At 59.1% G+C, this 15,114-nt stretch carries 14 protein-coding genes, 1 tRNA gene and 5 pseudogenes; 12 read left to right on the forward strand and 8 right to left on the reverse strand.

The genetic code is table 11. From position 1 onward, the window contains the following. Positions 1–53: 53 nt before the first annotated feature. From GFM02_RS12125 to GFM02_RS12135, 3 genes are all read left to right on the forward strand, one after another. Positions 54–722: an HAD-IA family hydrolase gene (locus GFM02_RS12125; protein ID WP_168321790.1), complete on the forward strand. Its 669-nt coding sequence runs from the start codon at positions 54–56 to the stop codon at positions 720–722. 98 nt (positions 723–820) lie between these two features. Further along, positions 821–897, forward strand: a tRNA-Pro gene (locus tag GFM02_RS12130). A 306-nt stretch (positions 898–1,203) separates the two neighbouring features. Further along, the gene (locus tag GFM02_RS12135; RefSeq protein WP_348643966.1) at positions 1,204–1,530 is read left to right on the forward strand and encodes a hypothetical protein; all 327 of its coding nucleotides are present in this window, start codon (positions 1,204–1,206) and stop codon (positions 1,528–1,530) included. A 102-nt stretch (positions 1,531–1,632) separates the two neighbouring features. On the opposite strand, the gene GFM02_RS12140 is transcribed toward GFM02_RS12135, so the two are convergent. Continuing rightward, complete coding sequence (locus GFM02_RS12140; RefSeq protein WP_020049439.1) at positions 1,633–2,592, reverse strand: formylglycine-generating enzyme family protein; 960 nt, start codon at positions 2,590–2,592, stop codon at positions 1,633–1,635. A gap of 370 nt (positions 2,593–2,962) precedes the next feature. Between GFM02_RS12140 and GFM02_RS12145 the strand changes: the two genes are divergently transcribed. From GFM02_RS12145 to GFM02_RS12155, 3 genes are all read left to right on the forward strand, one after another. Then, a complete protein-coding gene (locus GFM02_RS12145; RefSeq protein ID WP_168321791.1) occupies positions 2,963–4,636 on the forward strand; it encodes an arylsulfatase in 1,674 nt (557 codons plus the stop codon). A gap of 86 nt (positions 4,637–4,722) precedes the next feature. Then, positions 4,723–5,382, forward strand: a complete 660-nt coding sequence (locus GFM02_RS12150) for a hypothetical protein (protein ID WP_020049441.1) — start codon at positions 4,723–4,725, stop codon at positions 5,380–5,382. 55 nt (positions 5,383–5,437) lie between these two features. After that, a complete protein-coding gene (locus GFM02_RS12155; protein ID WP_020049442.1) occupies positions 5,438–5,869 on the forward strand; it encodes a DUF2721 domain-containing protein in 432 nt (143 codons plus the stop codon). A 336-nt stretch (positions 5,870–6,205) separates the two neighbouring features. Here the strand turns inward: GFM02_RS12155 and GFM02_RS12160 are convergent, their stop codons facing one another. Together GFM02_RS12160 and GFM02_RS12165 are read right to left on the reverse strand one after the other, a co-directional pair. Next, complete coding sequence (locus GFM02_RS12160) at positions 6,206–7,024, reverse strand: hypothetical protein (protein WP_020049443.1); 819 nt, start codon at positions 7,022–7,024, stop codon at positions 6,206–6,208. 111 nt (positions 7,025–7,135) lie between these two features. Then, positions 7,136–8,146 (reverse strand): annotated as a pseudogene (locus GFM02_RS12165) (HAD family hydrolase). Positions 8,147–8,377: 231 nt separating this feature from the next. Here GFM02_RS12165 and GFM02_RS12170 point away from each other — a divergent pair. The 4 genes and pseudogenes from GFM02_RS12170 to GFM02_RS12185 all read left to right on the forward strand — a co-directional run. After that, positions 8,378–8,761, forward strand: a pseudogene (locus tag GFM02_RS12170) (sensor histidine kinase); the annotation flags it as partial. Continuing rightward, a pseudogene (locus tag GFM02_RS35085) lies at positions 8,761–9,009 on the forward strand (LuxR C-terminal-related transcriptional regulator); the annotation flags it as partial. The pseudogenes GFM02_RS12170 and GFM02_RS35085, both read left to right, overlap by 1 nt. An 18-nt stretch (positions 9,010–9,027) precedes the next feature. Next, positions 9,028–9,390 (forward strand): annotated as a pseudogene (locus tag GFM02_RS12180) (response regulator transcription factor); the annotation flags it as partial. Between the two features lie 258 nt (positions 9,391–9,648). Continuing rightward, positions 9,649–10,110 carry a DUF992 domain-containing protein gene (locus tag GFM02_RS12185; protein ID WP_168270404.1) on the forward strand — a complete coding sequence of 154 codons (462 nt, stop codon included), beginning with the start codon at positions 9,649–9,651 and terminating at the stop codon, positions 10,108–10,110. A gap of 146 nt (positions 10,111–10,256) precedes the next feature. Here the strand turns inward: GFM02_RS12185 and GFM02_RS12190 are convergent. Together GFM02_RS12190 and GFM02_RS12195 are read right to left on the reverse strand one after the other, a co-directional pair. Continuing rightward, positions 10,257–11,008: pseudogene (locus tag GFM02_RS12190) on the reverse strand (IS5 family transposase); the annotation flags it as partial. 76 nt (positions 11,009–11,084) lie between these two features. Beyond that, positions 11,085–11,717 (reverse strand): class I SAM-dependent methyltransferase, encoded by a 633-nt coding sequence (locus GFM02_RS12195; RefSeq protein ID WP_020049449.1) that lies wholly within the window; start codon positions 11,715–11,717, stop codon positions 11,085–11,087. A 540-nt stretch (positions 11,718–12,257) separates the two neighbouring features. Between GFM02_RS12195 and GFM02_RS12200 the strand changes: the two genes are divergently transcribed. Further along, positions 12,258–12,479 carry a hypothetical protein gene (locus GFM02_RS12200; RefSeq protein ID WP_168321792.1) on the forward strand — a complete coding sequence of 74 codons (222 nt, stop codon included), beginning with the start codon at positions 12,258–12,260 and terminating at the stop codon, positions 12,477–12,479. 5 nt (positions 12,480–12,484) lie between these two features. Here the strand turns inward: GFM02_RS12200 and GFM02_RS12205 are convergent, their stop codons facing one another. Next, complete coding sequence (locus GFM02_RS12205) at positions 12,485–12,718, reverse strand: DUF982 domain-containing protein (protein ID WP_128460084.1); 234 nt, start codon at positions 12,716–12,718, stop codon at positions 12,485–12,487. 197 nt (positions 12,719–12,915) lie between these two features. Between GFM02_RS12205 and GFM02_RS12210 the strand changes: the two genes are divergently transcribed. Further along, positions 12,916–13,128 (forward strand): hypothetical protein, encoded by a 213-nt coding sequence (locus GFM02_RS12210; protein WP_029872887.1) that lies wholly within the window; start codon positions 12,916–12,918, stop codon positions 13,126–13,128. A gap of 226 nt (positions 13,129–13,354) precedes the next feature. Here GFM02_RS12210 and GFM02_RS12215 read toward each other — a convergent pair whose 3' ends face one another. Next, entirely contained in the window at positions 13,355–13,648 is a 294-nt protein-coding gene (locus GFM02_RS12215; protein WP_003547265.1) for a helix-turn-helix domain-containing protein, read from the reverse strand. 84 nt (positions 13,649–13,732) lie between these two features. Next, on the reverse strand, positions 13,733–14,914 hold the full coding sequence (locus GFM02_RS12220) for an ROK family transcriptional regulator (RefSeq protein WP_168321793.1): 1,182 nt from the start codon (positions 14,912–14,914) through the stop codon (positions 13,733–13,735). Between the last annotated feature and the right edge of the window lie 200 nt (positions 14,915–15,114).

Genomic DNA, 15,114 nt, shown 5'->3' on the forward strand with positions numbered 1-15,114 from the left:
TTACTCGCCTGCGCAGGGGCCGCCCCCAGCCTCATGCTTGCAAGGAAAAGCCTGTGCCCGCTCTCCATGACATCCTCGACAGATCCTATGACGCCTTCCTTTTCGACATGGACGGAACGCTGCTGAATTCCATCGCCGTCGTCGAACGCGTCTGGAGCGAATGGGCAAGGCGCCACGGCTTCGAGCCGGAGGTCTTCCTGAAGACGATCCACGGCATCCGCGCCTCCGATGTGATCCGCGGGCTTGGCCTGCCCGGCGTCGATCCTGCCCATGAGGCGGATCTGCTGCTCGCCGAGGAAATGGAGGATGTCTCCGGCATCGTCGAAATCCCCGGCGCCGTCCGCTTCCTCTCCGCCATCGCTGAGGGCCGATGGGCAATCGTCACCTCGGCGCCGATTGAGCTTGCCAAGCGCCGCATGGCCGCCGCCGGCATCCTGATGCCAAGGGTCATCGTCAGCGGCCAGGAGGTCAAATCAGGCAAGCCCAGCCCCGAAGGATATCTGCTCGGCGCAAGCCGCCTCGGTGTCGATCCGAAAAAATGCCTGGTCTTCGAAGATGCGGTCGCTGGCATCCTCGCCGGCGAGGCAGCCGGCGCCGACGTCACTGTCATTACAGAAACGCACGCCACGCCCTTCGAAACGCCGCATTTTTCGATCGCCAACTACCAGGCATGGCAGCCTCGTCAAACCGCCGAAGGCCGGCTGAGGCTCGCGGCGATCTGACCATTCGCGCAAACCGCCTCCTTTTTCTTGGAGGCAAGGTTTTTCCGCTTGCATTGCACGCGCTGAAAAACTAAACGAAACAAGCCGTTTCGGCAGGTCGGGGCGTAGCGCAGCCCGGTAGCGCACTTGACTGGGGGTCAAGGGGTCGCTGGTTCGAGTCCAGTCGCCCCGACCATTTAAATCCTTGAAAACCCTAGTCTTTCCGGAAAAAAGCAAAGCCTCGAAAGAGGCAAGTTGCGAAAATTGGGCCATTCTGGGGCCATGACAGCCACGGCACCCTAGTGACGATTCGGCCCAGCTATGGCATTCTCCGCGACATGCCCACACCGAAGCTTCGCCCCACCCTCGTTGAGAATCCGTACTTCTCCCGCGCCCATCCGCCAGATGCGACGAACCCGCGCACGATTCCCGCGATGATGAAAACATCCGCGAAAGCGCGATCACGACATTGGCGGCGAGAGGTGTTCTCGATGCTGCTCAGGTGGCCGCCGCGACGCACTTCCGGACGCTGTGGGAATCGATGGGTGGCAAAGGTGCTTCGGCCATCGATTATGGTCGTGAACATGTCGACGGCGGCAAGCCGCGCGACCCCATCACGGAACGGCAAGTGAATGCGGGCAAGGAGCTGGCCCGATGTCGGGCTCTCCTCGGCGCCCGGATGTACGGCCTTGTTTCCGCCGTCTGCGGCGAGGGGTTTGCACTGACTGAGATTTTCGCGCGAAAACGGGAACGGCTGACTGCGGCGGATTGCCTGCGCATGAGCCTTGACGATCTCGCCGAACTCTGGCGGATGGCAGCGCGGCGCTGATGTCCCGCTTTGCCGCAGAGGAATGCCGACCGCGCCGCGCGGCTCGGCCTTATCGCAGCGCGGCTGCTTTTCATCCTCCTTGCCCCTCGGTCCGTGGGGGGGTCAAATTTCGGTTCGCTTGACGCATCTGAAGCCAACGTGACTGGTGGAGGTGTCCTCCGGTTCCGCATGACGGGCGGCGGGACGGTAGCGACGGCAGTAGTTCGGCGCGCAGAGATGTGACCCGCCTTTCAGCACCCGTCTTGGGATTCGAACATTCGGTTCGCGGGGATCGAGGCTTGCTTCTCGGTCACCACCACGAGGGTTTTGACGAATGCAACACGATTTGGTCGCGGGTTGTGGATGGCGGGTTGACCAGTAGTCCGACGTCCACTCCCAGACGTTGCCGATCATGTCGTAAAGACCGTACCCGTTCGCGGGGAAAGACCCAACCGGCGATGTCCTGTCGGCGCCGGGCCGCTTCGTGCTCATTGTGGGAAACGTTCCCTGCCACGTATTGGCCATAAGCTTGCCATCTGGGTTGAATTCGTCGCCCCAGGCGAATTCGGCATCGTCAATCCCGCCACGCGCTGCCAGCTCCCACTCAGCTTCAGTTGGTAGATCCTTGCCAGCCCAATGGGCGTAAGCCAGGGCGTCGCGGTAGGCCACATGAACGACGGGATGGTCGAGCTTCCCACGAATGTCACTGCGACCACCGTAGGGGTGTCGCCAGTCTGCGCCGAACTTGAACGACCACCATTGTGTTATGTCGGAGCCGATGACCGCCTTTGGTTGGGTGAACACGAGCGAGCCGGCCCGCAGCATTCCGGGAAGTGCCCCTGGGTAGTCGGCAGCTTGTGGCGTCATTTCCGCGACGGTGACATGTCCGGTGGCTTTGACGAAGGCGGCAAACTGGCGGTTTGTTACTGGCGTCGCGTCGATCCAGAAGCCGTCGACCTTGACCGGATGCGCAGGCGCTTCCTCCGGATAGTGCCTGTTCGATCCCATGGTGAACGTCCGTGCAGGCACCCAGGCCAGCCCGTCAAATGCGGGATCGTATGCATCTGCTGCGCTCATGGCCATGCCCACCTGAATGTCCCTGTGTGTATCTTTATGACATGCGGTTTCTGATCGTGCCTATTGTCCTTTAGGGAGGGTGTTCGCGACGGCTCCGGTGGCAATTCGCAATCCCTCACGGGGATTCCCCAAAGGGCAATATCTGCTTACGCTAATACAATGTAGAAAATGGATGGAAGAGTGGACATGCCCTCTTCGGCAAGTCGAGGGTGACCGCGCGCGCGGGTCGAGAGCCGCGTCTCTACCGAAATGATCTGTCGCCGACAAACCCTCTTTTACTTCGACTCGTCTTTCAACCAACCTTGGTCGTCCATGTGGCGACCCCCTGAGGGAGGCATTCGAAATGAGACGGACTACAAAGTTCATAACAGCAGCAATGGCGGTCGCCGGCAGCCTGTTGGCGAGCACGGCGGCAATACATGCGCAGGAGAGCAGGAAGCCCAACATCCTGTTCATCATGGGTGACGACATCGGCTGGATGCAGCCGAGCATCTATCACCAAGGTCTCGCGGTCGGTGAAACGCCCAATATCGATCGTATCGGCCGGGAAGGGGCGAAGTTCTTGACCTACTATGCCGAGCAGAGCTGCACGGCAGGGCGGACCGCGTTCATCACCGGCATGCAGCCGGTGCGCGTCGGCATGGTTCTGCCGGAGATTCCCGGAAGCCCGTCCTACCTGCGGGCCGGCACGCCTCACCTCGCCAAGTTCCTGTATGATCTCGGTTACTCGACAGGTGAGTTCGGCAAGAACCATCTCGGAGATACCACCGAATCCCTGCCGACGGCACACGGGTTCCAGGAATTTTGGGGCTACCTCTATCACCTCGACGCCATGCAGGGGGTGAGCTTCCCCGACATCAACAAGACCTCCACCGAGCAGGGGATCGCGCCACCCTGCAGAAACACGCCGATCCCCGGTTTAACGGAAGACCCGGCGTCCGTCGACCCGAAGACCACGACCTGCCTGACGCCGCCGCGTCCGATGCTTTCGTGCAAATCGTCCGACGGATCCCCGGCGAACCAAAGCTGCAAGGATGAGGGCCTGCTGACGCTTGAACGCTCCAAGACGATTGACGAAGAGATCTCAGGCAAGGTCATCGATTTCCTCGACCGGAACGACCCCGAGAAAACCAAAAAGCCGTTCTTCGTCTGGTACAACCCGGCCCGCATGCACATCACGACGGTGTTGCCCGACAAATATCTGAACATGGTCGGCGAGCCCGGCGGCAAGGACTGGGGCGTCAACGAAGCCGGCATGAAGCAGATGGACGACAACATCGGCTACGTTTTGAAAAGGCTCGAGGAGATGGGAGAGCTCGACAACACCATCGTCGTCTTCACGACCGATAACGGCGCCGAGACGATTACCTTCCCAGATGGCGGCACCACCCCGTTCAAGGGCGGAAAGCTCAGCACCTGGGAAGGCGGCATGCGGGCGCCGCTTGTGATTCGCTGGCCGGGGCACATCGAGCCCGGTACGGTCAAGAACGACATGTTCTCGGCGCTCGACTGGCTGCCGACGTTTGTGAACATCGCAGGCGGTCCGAAGGGCGACGGCCTGAAGAAAGAGATCGAGGCGGGTAAGTATCCGGGGGTCGTCAAGACCACGCTCGACGGGATCGACCAGCGCGACTTCCTGGAAGGCAAGTCGCCATCCGCGCGCGACTCATTCTTGTACTATTCCGGCAAGGAGCCGTCGGCTGTCCGCTACAAGAACTGGAAGATGTACTTCGCCATGGTCTCCGACGATCCGGCTGGCTTCATTACCGGGGTGATGCCATACGCCTGGACGCAGGTCGTCAACATCAAGCGCGACCCGTTCGAAACCTCGGTCGGTCAACAGTTGAAGACGCTCTTCGGTACAGGCGGCGCCATCGCGTCACCGTCCACCGCCTATGTCTATGACTGGAACATCCTGCCGATCGGCCAGCAGTTGTGGCTGAAGCATCTTGAGACCTACATCGACTTCCCGCCGCTTCAGAGCCCTGCAAGCTACAATCTGGAGCAAGTGATGCAGCAGGTCCGCGAAATGAAGACTGGTCACGACTGACGCGCAGCCGAATAACGCATTTGTAGCGGACGCCACAACGGCGTCCGCTACGTCAGTATGTCCAAAGGGCTGCAGAGGGCCGAACGATGAGCGATGTCATCCAAGCAGGTCGTGACGAAGCACGCTGGCCTCCGGTGATGGCGATCCTGGCGGTGTTCGCCCTTTTGGAGGTGCTGCCGCACCACGTCTATGCCATGCCGCGATGGGTGTCATACGCGGTCCTAGTAGCAGCTATCGTTCCAATGATCATGGTGACGGTGTCGACTGACAAGGCCATGTGGCTGCGCATCGAGCATGTCGCCATCATGCTGCTTGCCAGTGTCTACGCAGGCAATACGGCGGCGGAACTCGGAGATATGGTCGGGATCATCACCGTGCATCCGCCCGAGACGCGATCAGTGTCGCTGTTGGCGTCGTCATTTACCATCTGGATCACCAACGTTCTCACCTTTTCGCTGCTCTATTGGCAGATCGACGCGGGCGGCCCCTCGCGCATTGCGCGTGGCATGGCGGGAAAACCCGACTGGCTGTTTCCCCAGGCGTCGGCTCCCGAACTAGCGTCGCCAGACTGGCGGCCGCTCTACATCGATTATCTTTCCCTCGCATTCAATACGGCGACCGCGTTCAGTCCCACCGACGTGCTGCCACTCACCCGACGTGCGAAGGGGCTGATGATGCTCGAAAGTGCCATTTCATTGCTGACGCTCGTGCTCGTGGCCGCGCGTGCAGTCAATGTCATTCCGTAGCGCCTCGCCGGCGCCGCGGTCGTCCATTCGTGCCGAAAGGATCGAAGGTGCCCGTATGTCAGTGGAAGCCGATCAGCTTTCAACAATGATCAATCACGCGGTCGCGCCGGCGTTCATGCTCAATGGCGTCGCGGCGATGGTGGCGGTTTTGGTCAATCGGATTTCCGGCGTCACCGAGCGGATCAGAAACCTGCGTGAGATCCACGAGAGTGACGTCGCCCGAGCCCCGCTGAAGAGGGGAATCGGGGAGCTGAGGCGGCGTGAGCGCCTATTGAACAGTGCATTGCACTTGGCTGTCCTGTCAGGGATAGGCGTGACGCTCCTACTCCTATTCGGCTTCGTCGTAGCCTTTTTGGGATATCGTCACGAACCAGGCGCCGCCGTACTATTTGTTGCGGCACTCTGCTTCCTGGCGGGGTCGCTCGTCCGATTCCTGCAGGACATCCGGCTGTCGCAAGGTGAGCACGACGACCGTCAGTTGCGCTGATCGCCGAATTGCTCAAGGCCCTCTCGCCTTCACTAATCTAAAGCGTGTCTCACTTATTCCGCCTCATAACCTGCTGTGAAGAAATTCAGGCATTCCTCGACGGAGAAGATGCCGACAATCTCATCCAGGGCTTTGTTATTGTATCGAAGCTTCGTGCGGCACGTTTTCGCAGTAAGGTCTTGAGCTTGGAGAATGCCATCTCGATGGGTTGAGGTCGGGTCAATAGGCCGGCAGGGCGCGGCAGAATGCCTGAAGCTGTGGCTCGTCGGCTTCAGTCTTGCCTGTCCTCCTGCTGGGAGGGACACGCCACGAAGGTGACGTTGTCCCTTGCTGAGATCAATAACAAGGCGGGTAGGGATAGTAGCCGCACTGCGGACCGTTGTAGTAGGAATTGTAGTAGGGCCGGGCTGCAGCGGCTCCAATGGCAGCACCGGCGACCACGCCCGCCGCGACGGGAGCGCCGCGATACCAGGCCCCGTGGTAGACGGGCGCATGCCAGTAGGTACCTCCGACACGGTTGATGTTCGTGTCGCCGATATGCACGTCGTCTCCACGGAAATCACCTCCCGCGAAGTCTCCGCCGCGGAAGCCGCCGCCGCCGAAGCTGCCGCCGCCAAAGCCGCCGCCATGGAAGCCCCCCCCTCCGCCGAAACTTCCACCGAAGTGATCGATGAAGAGGGCCGCGGGTCCGGTCGCACCGCTTAGGCTTCCCTCCAGAATGGCGATATCGAATGTCAGTGTCGTGCCGTCGAGTTTCGGAGTCTTCAGCGTGACGACGGCGTCACTGACATCCGATCCTTCACCGCCCAGCACCGACACTGTTGCGTTCGGAGGATCGACGGCGAAATTGTCCTTGCCGTCGTCCCATTGCATAATGAACTGTTCAGTCGTCACATGCCCGGCAGCTCGCACCGGCCGGTCGGCGAAGACGATCGAATTGGCCGAGACGCCAGTCAGAATGAGCTTTCCGTTTTCGATTTTGGCGCCAGCCGAATTGATCACTGCCAATGACGGCACCGGACCTGTTGGCGTGACTTGGCCAATTGCCTTTTCGAGCGGTACGTGCGGCTTCTTCGGGGCGTCCTGCGCAAAGCCAGCGGAGGCCAGCGCGAAACTTCCGGCGAAGATGAGCGTGGTGAGACGGTCGACTTTCATGGCGAATATCCTCCCAGTTGGAACGGGCAGGAAGCCCGTCACTTAATGCACGTTGTTGAAGTCTGATGTCACAAGCGTTAGGCACGCCGCCCAGCCGAGGCGCACACAGTCCTAGTTCTTGAAGATCTGCTTCCAGTCGTTCTTCATGTCGACGACGGTCCAGCCGGTGATCGCGGCCGCGTCCAGCGCCTTGTCGAGGCGTCCGAAATCGGTCTTACGGTCATAGGCGTATTCGCGCTCCGCATCAGTGTGATGAACAAGCATCCCGAGGCGCGCCGGCGCACCCGCCATCGTCGTCCATTAGAGCATTTCGAGATCGCCGTCGGAATTGCCGAACGCTGCGATGGGGCGGCGGCCGATCTCCTGGTTGATCCCGACAGGCTTGCCTGCCTTGTCGTCGATGAAGTTGACTTCCGGCAGACGGAACAGGGTCGGCGTGTCGTCCTGCATCTTGAACTCGGTCTTGATTGAGGAGCCGACAACCTGCTCTGGCGGGACGCCGTAGACCTTCTCCGTCCATGGCCGCATGAACTCTACGCCGCCACCCGACACGATGTAGGTCTTGAAGCCGTTGGCGCGCAGGTAGGACAGCAGTTCGACCATCGGCTGGTAGACGAGCTCGGTGTAGGATCGCTTGAATCGAGGGTCGCGTGCCGTGGAAAGCCAGTCGGTCACGACCTTCTGGAAATCCTCAGTCGTCATTCCCGCATGGGTGACCATGATGAGTTCCAGAAGGCCTTTTTCGCCAGTTGCGGCAAGGGTTTTCATGTCGCCGTCGAGCACCGCCTTGAACGGCTGGACGTTTTTCCATTCAGGATGCTGCGGCGCGAGCGTCTTCACGCGGTCCAAGGCGAAGGCAAGTTGGGTGTACATGGGATGCTCGACCCAAAGGGTCCCATCATTGTCGAATACTGCAATCCGTTCGGGCTCCGGGACGAAATCGGTCGAGCCCTGTTTGGACACTCTCTCGACGAAGGAGACTATCGCCTGTTTCGGACCGGTGTCGTTCCAGGAGGGCAGAGGATCGCTTTGTGCATACGCGGACGCCGTGAGGAAAAGTGCTGCGACGACAACCGGAATCACATCGCGTGCCGATTTGATGAGGTGGCGGATAGTGAGCATTGGGTGTACCCTCAAGTGAGAGAGCGCCCAGCGAATTGCACTCCGACCCGGCGCCGCCCAACTCTAGCGAATGTGATCGCCCTCCGATATTGCACTTTGGGGAATCGTCGGGATCCTAAGGCAATCAATAGTGGTGTTTGCAATGGATGACACCACACCAAGAAGATGTTATCGTCGCAAAGCTTTGAGGTGGACCAATGGCCTTGGGCAAGGGGCAAGGGGGAAGGTCGAATGCGATGGGCTGGTCCCTTGCTGGCGTCGCTCCTGCTGATTGCTTCGAATTCCTACGGTGTCACTGCCGATACGTCGCCCACACTCCTCGATCGGCCGCCGCGGGTTCTAATACTTTATCGCTATGATGAGCGGATCGCGGCAACAACCACTGCCGGAGAAGCGTTGCGCAGCCGCCTGCTGGAAGCGACAGATGGCAAGATCGATCTATTCTCAGAGTTACTGGATCTGTCGAGGTTTCCGGAAGCCGATCATGTCGCACGCATGGGACGATACCTGGCGCAGAAGTACGCCCCTCGTCGCCCGGATGTGATCGTCGCACTCGGCAAGGAGTCCGCCAGCTTCATATTGACGAATCGCAGCGCGATCGCTCCCGATACGCGCGCGAAGCGGAAGTCTTCGGGCTGATCATCCGTGGCAAGCTCAACAAGCAGATCGCCTATACCCTTGGCATATCGGAGCGGAGGGTGAAGGTGCACCGCCATCAGGTTATGGAGAAGCTCGGAGTAGGATCGCGAGTATCGATCTCACCGGTCGGGGCGCATCGTGGCCTGGGATTTGATTGGGCGACCTTCCCCTTAGGACAATATGAATCGAGATCTAGCAGGCCTACTGTGCCGAGGAGCCCGTAATCACGAGGGAGGCTTGAGGTGGGCGACCTGCGCCGCACGATCGCTGTCGTTGATGATGACGCAAGCATACGTCGAAGCGTCGGGCGGTTGGTCAACGCTTACGGGTTCGCGAACGTAGAGTATGCATCCGCAGAAGCCTTTCTCGTTCGCGATCCAGCGGTGGCGATCGACTGTCTCGTTCTGGACATCGATCTCGGCGACATCGCAGGCATCGAATTGCAGCGCAGGCTGAAAAAGGCTGGAGTGAACTTGCCGGTGATCTTCATCACGGCGCTCGAAGATGAGCGGCTGAGAACCGAAGCAGAGCGGGAGGGGTGTGTCGCGTATCTGCGAAAGCCCTTCGCGGGATCCGTGCTCATCGCGGCGATCAAAAAGGCGCTCGAGCGAGCGCGGCACATTATGAATGGCTATCCAAAGGTCTTCAATATCGAGTCCCGATCCGCAGGAGGATCACAATATCGGCGAGATGTACAACTGGGTCCTTGGGCCGATACTGAAGACGGTCGAGGAATACAAGAAGACCCTTGTCCGATCACCCAATCCACCTGCGGCCAACATGACCAATTTTTGAATTCAAGCACCGCAATCTTTTGGCCGTTGAGCTGAGGGGTGGCGCTAACCCAACGGAAAGGTACGACAATGTTCAGACACTTGATTGCCGCATGCTCGGTATTTCTCATTCCAGTCGCAGCAGGCGCTGCAAAGCTCGAGGTCGGAAAACTGGAGTGCGATATTTCCGAAGGCGTCGGGATGATCATCGAAACCAAGCAGACCGTCTCGTGCACATTCACGCCATCGCCCTCGGGCCCGACGCAGATTTACAAGGGTTCGATCGACGAGTTCGGCCTCGCCGTCGGCGACGTCAAGGCCGGGAGGATGGTCTGGCTGGTTTCGAGCGTTAGTGGCGAGCCGGCTTTGGGCTTGCAGGGGACCTATCGAGGTGTCGAGGCGGATGCCAGCCTTGGCCTCGGCGGCGGCGCCAAGGTTCTGGTTGGCGGAAGCCGCGATAGCGTTTCCCTTCAACCGTTGTCGCTGGAAGGCGAAGAAGGCGTCAACGTTGCGATTGGTGTCGCTTCGTTGAAACTGAGTGCAGTTGACTGAGACATCCGCATCCTGCTGATCGCAGTGTGGGACTTCGTCAACACGCTAGGTCTTGTCTCTGATCAGTCGCGCGTCGGGGCCGAGAATGGAATATTCACCGTCAGAAACACGCTGCCGCCGCTAGTTCGGTTCTCGACCCCGAACACCTCGCTCAGTTCGCTGGCTGCCTCCCGCTCGCCCGTGCCGGTCGCATGCGTCACCGCGCCGTCGACCACAAGTCCATTGCGGTTCTCCATCAGCGCATGCCCCAGATAGGCCAGCCGGCTCTCCTGGCCCTTGCTCTTGCGGTAGAGCCGGGCATCCGGGTCGGTGGTGGAGGCGTGCGTCTCGTTCGAGCGCTTCTCCTTGCGGAAGTCACGCTCGCCATTGCGCCCGCCGTCCGGTGGCTCGCCATCGTCGCCACCTGCGCCATCCTTGGCGCGAAAGCTCTTCATCGAGGCAAACGCCTTCAGCATCGTCCCGTCGACCGAGAAGTGCTCTACGCTCAAAAGCTTCTTCACCGCCGGCTGTGCAAGCAGCGCCGACAGGAAGCCTTGAGCCACCTCCGTCGTCAGAACCCGGTCGCGATTATGCGTGAACACCGTCGGATGCCACACCGCATCATCTATCCCAAGACCCACGAACCAGCGGAACAACAGGTCGAACTCAAGCCGTTCCATCAATTGCCGCTCGGAGCGGATCGAATACAGCATCTGCAGCAGCACCGCCCGCAACAGCGGTTCCAGCGCGATCGACGGCCGACCGTCTTGGCATAGAGCCCATCGAACGACCCATCCAGCGCCGCAAGCGATGCGTTCACCAACCGGAGCATCGCACGAAGCGGGTGACCCGCCGGAACCCGTGCCTCAAGGTCGACATACGAAAACAGCGATCCCGTCCGCTTATCCCCGCCACGCATGCAAATCAATCCCCGCTGTTGCAACCCGCGGGAATCATGGCTTCAACTCAAAAGCCAGAGAGTTTTTCAGCAGCCTTCAGTGCGGTTTTTGAGCGATCGCGATCATCGATTTCGCCAGCAGTGGAATCCTCCCGACATATTCGAAGTCGACGCCTTCGAAGCCTGTTTCGACGAGCAGTGTGCTGAGCGTTTCGGGAGACCAGAATTTGATATGGCCATGATCCTTCAGGGGCATAAAATGATCGTCCATCTTTCCGCTCACGGCCAGAGCCAGATTTTTCCAGTAGCCGTGGAAAGGCGTCGATACGACCGCGATGCCGCCGGGCTTCACAAGATCGTAAATGGTCGTCGAGAAGGCCTTGGGATCATAGACATGCTCCACCACCTCGAGGCTGATGACCGCATCGAAGGTCCCATACCGGCTGGAAAGATCTTCGTAGCCGGAACCAATTTCCAGCGAAAGATCAGGGTGAGCCGTTCTCGCTTTCGCGATGCCGTCCTTCGAGGGATCGACGCCGACGACGTCATAGCCTTTTTCCGCGAGCACGGCTGCAGCACCGCCGGTGCCGCAACCGAGGTCGAAGACCGCCGTTTCTTTTGCCTCCTGAAAACTGTTATCGAGAACATCGACAACGGCCGGCAGAATATAGGAATGGGCGGTCGCCGGCTTGGCGTGTACATAGGTAGTAGCGTCCAGTTCGATAGACATTTTACCTCCTGAAAGTCTGGATAAAGTGAGCGGCCAATGGTACGGCGGACTTTGACGGGAGTGTGGTGTCGTTGTGGTATTAAGGTGATTAACGCCGAAGGCGTCCCCGGCGGCGAAGCGTCGCCCGCCGATTGGCTGTACAGACTGCGCGAGACATCCTCCAGCAACGGCCCACGCTCGCCATGCCGGATCCCGAAGCTGATTGGCAGGGTGCCCTGAAGATGCTGAAAACGGGCCGCTTTCAGGTTTGCCGCATTCTCGTGGTTCAAAAGGCCGCTGTATCCGGCTCCGCCCGTTTCGACCATTTAAACTAAATAACGCGATGAAATACCATTTGAAGGTGCATAGCAAATAAATCCTTTAGTTCTTTTTGGTACTGCCTCAGTTGGGAGAGGTGGTATTTGTTGCATTTTGTTAAGGTTATACCCAGTTTGGAAGTTAACAACCAAATTTTGGATTGAAAAAAACCTGAAGCCTCTTCGCATTCTCGTGAATATGTGTAGATTAACATTGTCCCTGTCACGGATAGCCTAGTCGAGCATGGCGGATATGAAGCACAATCTAACTTGCAGGCAGAGCCTCGCCAGCGCGTTCCAGGCTCTGTCGGACGAGGCCGTCAAAGCCGGCTGGTCGGAAGGCGATGTTGCCCTCGCGCTTGCCGAACTCGCCGAGGAGCGGGTGATTGAGGTTACCGCCAAGGTGATCATGGAAGGCTCCGTCCATCCTCAGTTCATCGCTGCCGGCGGTGGACGCGACAGCTGACGATCTTACACCAGCAATCCCGCCGTTTTCACTGCCGTGATGAAGGAAGCCTGTGCGGCACGCGGGCTGCGCAGTCCGTCGAGCGCATCCAGGCAGTGCTGGCGCGCAACGCGATAATCGCGCCCACGCTTGCTCGGCCACCGCTTCAGATATTCGACGGCCTCCCAGACGGTGGAAACGATCAGGCTGCTATTTGGAGAAACGACCCGGACGGGGGAGGGAAAGCGTTTTTCACTCACGTCTGCACTCACTGAATCCTGCTACCAAACGCGGCCAGAACGCGCGTGATAAAATTTTGTTCCATAATTTTGTTCCACAGAAATTTGCGCAGTTGCTAAACTTCAGACCCTCGCGCATAATGATTTTATGGTCGGTTGCGGAGGGCGGCCGGCGATGCAAGCGTGGATGCGTTTGCCCTCGGAGGAGATGCGGCGTGATGTTACGATCATCAATTCATCCGCATGATTTACCGCTATTTTCGGAAGATCTCGATCTGCTTTCGCAAGTGCTCGACAAGGTCTGCGACGAACGCGGCCTCGCCAGGACGACGCCGGAGGCCGAGCGGATCGGTGCGGTCATCATTCAGCTCTACAGGCAAGGCGTGAAGGATGGCGGCAAACTCGCCGACCTTGCAAAAACCTATCTATAAAGATCAGTTCTGCTCGATCGAGACACCGTTCTTGCCGATGGTCATCTCGATCCCCTGCGGCTGCTTTCCTCATGGAATATATAGGCGCCAAGGCCGATGACGGCGACGACAAGAACGCCGATGATGACGTAGAGACCATTGCTGCGGTTCAAGAGATTGCCCCGATATGTAATAGGCCCCGATATGTTATGGGACAGCGAAACGCCCGGGCGAGCGATTGGTTCCGTCAGTCGTCGTTGGCGGCGTTGAGGTTTTCCGGCCGGATGCCGTCATCGCTGGAGGTGCGTGCGCGTAACCGGATGCCGGGGCCGCCTTCATCCTGATTGCCGCTGGAAAGGAAGATGATGCCGTTCGCCTCGAGCGTGCTACGCACATCGAACAGCGCGTGCGGCTCGCCCGCGAATTCACCGTTTTCCAGCGCCATCACAGTCTCGACCGGCAGGCCGCTGGCGGCGGCGAGCTCTTCGATGCTCATTCCAATCATGGCGCGCGCGCCGCGTATCTGTGTTGCTGTTATCATGGCGGAAAATCTAGCGCATTTCCAGCGCTTCTCAAGTGGCGGCGCTGCACGTTGGCCGGTTTCGCTACCTAAGGCATGCGCTCTTCAAACTTCCCTCAATTTGACACCAAATAGATCGTCATGCATGCGCTCGACCGCGATCCCCATTCCTCCCATCAGGGCGGCGCGGTTCCCAAAGCGGCTGATCTCGATGCGCGGCGGATAAGGCGTACAACGCGGCAGGAAACCGCGGATGGCGTTTACGAGTTCCGGTCTTGAGCCGATGCTGCCGCCGGTGATCACCAGTTCAGGATCGAGAGCCGCTCCGATTGCAGCAATAGCGACCGCGACCAGCCTTGCCGTCTCTTCGATGGCAGCCGCAGCGCTTGTTTCTCCTGCATTAAACGCGGCGAAGAGATCGGCCACGGTGGATGCGTTACGCCCGCCGAAACCGACGTAGCGGCGCAACATCGCGACGCTGCCGACCGCACTCTCAAAGGTTCCAAGCGTAAATCCGCCAGGATCAAAAGCATCTCCGCCGATCGGAAGATAGGCGATTTCGCCGGCCGCCCCACGCGCGCCACGCAACAGAGTTCCGTTGGCGATGATGCCCATGCCGACGCCCGTTCCAAGAGCAACGAAAGCAAAATTGCTGGTTTCGATGCCGTGTCCCCGCCATCTCTCCCCTTGCGCGGCAAGGTTGACGTCATTTTCAACGATCACCGGTATAGCCATTCTGTCGCTGAAGACTTGCCGCAGATTGATTGCGTCGATGCCGGGGATGCTTGGCGCCACGTTGATATGCCCGGTGGCCGGATCGAGCACGCCGGGACTGCCGAGAACGACGAGACGAAGTTTGTCGGCAGTGGTCCCGGCCGTCAACGCGAGTTCCACGATAAGATCGCTGAACTGATTGACGAGATGCATTCCGCCGCGCGGGTCGGTGGATACTTTGGTTTCAGCAACCACGTTCCCCAACAGATCGCAAATAGCCGCGGCAATCTTGGTGCTCCCGAGGTCGATAGAGACGGCCAGTCCCGCCCTGGCATTGATTTCATAGGTGATCGCATTCCGGCCCGGGCGACCATCAGTCTGCCCGACTGGTTTCAGCCATCCGTCATCCTCAAGGTCGCGCACGACATCGGAAATCGTCTGTTTTGATAAGCCGGTTAGCTTGGCAATATCGGCGCGAGAGATCGACCCGTTCGCGAACACGGTTCGGATGACGGCATTGGTTGAAATTTTTCGTGCGATCGGAGTCTGTGCGACAGAAGAGTTCATTGCCATCCGGCTAGATCAGTCCAATTAGTTCGGAGCACATACTTAATGGGCGCGATATTAAGTCACAACTATCGCGACTAACCGGAATTCAATACATCGAAGCAGGTAATTTGTCTATGTCCTTGACAAATGGGAGGCCAGCTGTAGGCTTGAATTAACGTGCGATGAAAATGCGCGATGAAATAAAGAGGGTCGATGAGAAGTAT

It is taken from the genome of Rhizobium leguminosarum bv. viciae (assembly GCF_012276115.1).
Taxonomy (GTDB): Bacteria; Pseudomonadota; Alphaproteobacteria; order Rhizobiales; family Rhizobiaceae; genus Rhizobium; species Rhizobium leguminosarum_T.

Excerpts from the sequence above, each read along its gene's own strand:
- GFM02_RS12140 (WP_020049439.1), bottom strand. The coding sequence starts at position 2,592 with ATGGCCATGAGCGCAGCAGATGCATACGATCCCGCATTTGACGGGCTG.
- GFM02_RS12145 (WP_168321791.1), top strand. The coding sequence starts at position 2,963 with ATGGCGGTCGCCGGCAGCCTGTTGGCGAGCACGGCGGCAATACATGCG.
- GFM02_RS12150 (WP_020049441.1), top strand. The coding sequence starts at position 4,723 with ATGAGCGATGTCATCCAAGCAGGTCGTGACGAAGCACGCTGGCCTCCG.
- GFM02_RS12155 (WP_020049442.1), top strand. The coding sequence starts at position 5,438 with ATGTCAGTGGAAGCCGATCAGCTTTCAACAATGATCAATCACGCGGTC.
- GFM02_RS12160 (WP_020049443.1), bottom strand. The coding sequence starts at position 7,024 with ATGAAAGTCGACCGTCTCACCACGCTCATCTTCGCCGGAAGTTTCGCG.
- GFM02_RS12185 (WP_168270404.1), top strand. The coding sequence starts at position 9,649 with ATGTTCAGACACTTGATTGCCGCATGCTCGGTATTTCTCATTCCAGTC.
- GFM02_RS12195 (WP_020049449.1), bottom strand. The coding sequence starts at position 11,717 with ATGTCTATCGAACTGGACGCTACTACCTATGTACACGCCAAGCCGGCG.
- GFM02_RS12200 (WP_168321792.1), top strand. The coding sequence starts at position 12,258 with ATGGCGGATATGAAGCACAATCTAACTTGCAGGCAGAGCCTCGCCAGC.
- GFM02_RS12210 (WP_029872887.1), top strand. The coding sequence starts at position 12,916 with ATGTTACGATCATCAATTCATCCGCATGATTTACCGCTATTTTCGGAA.
- GFM02_RS12215 (WP_003547265.1), bottom strand. The coding sequence starts at position 13,648 with ATGATAACAGCAACACAGATACGCGGCGCGCGCGCCATGATTGGAATG.
- GFM02_RS12220 (WP_168321793.1), bottom strand. The coding sequence starts at position 14,914 with ATGGCAATGAACTCTTCTGTCGCACAGACTCCGATCGCACGAAAAATT.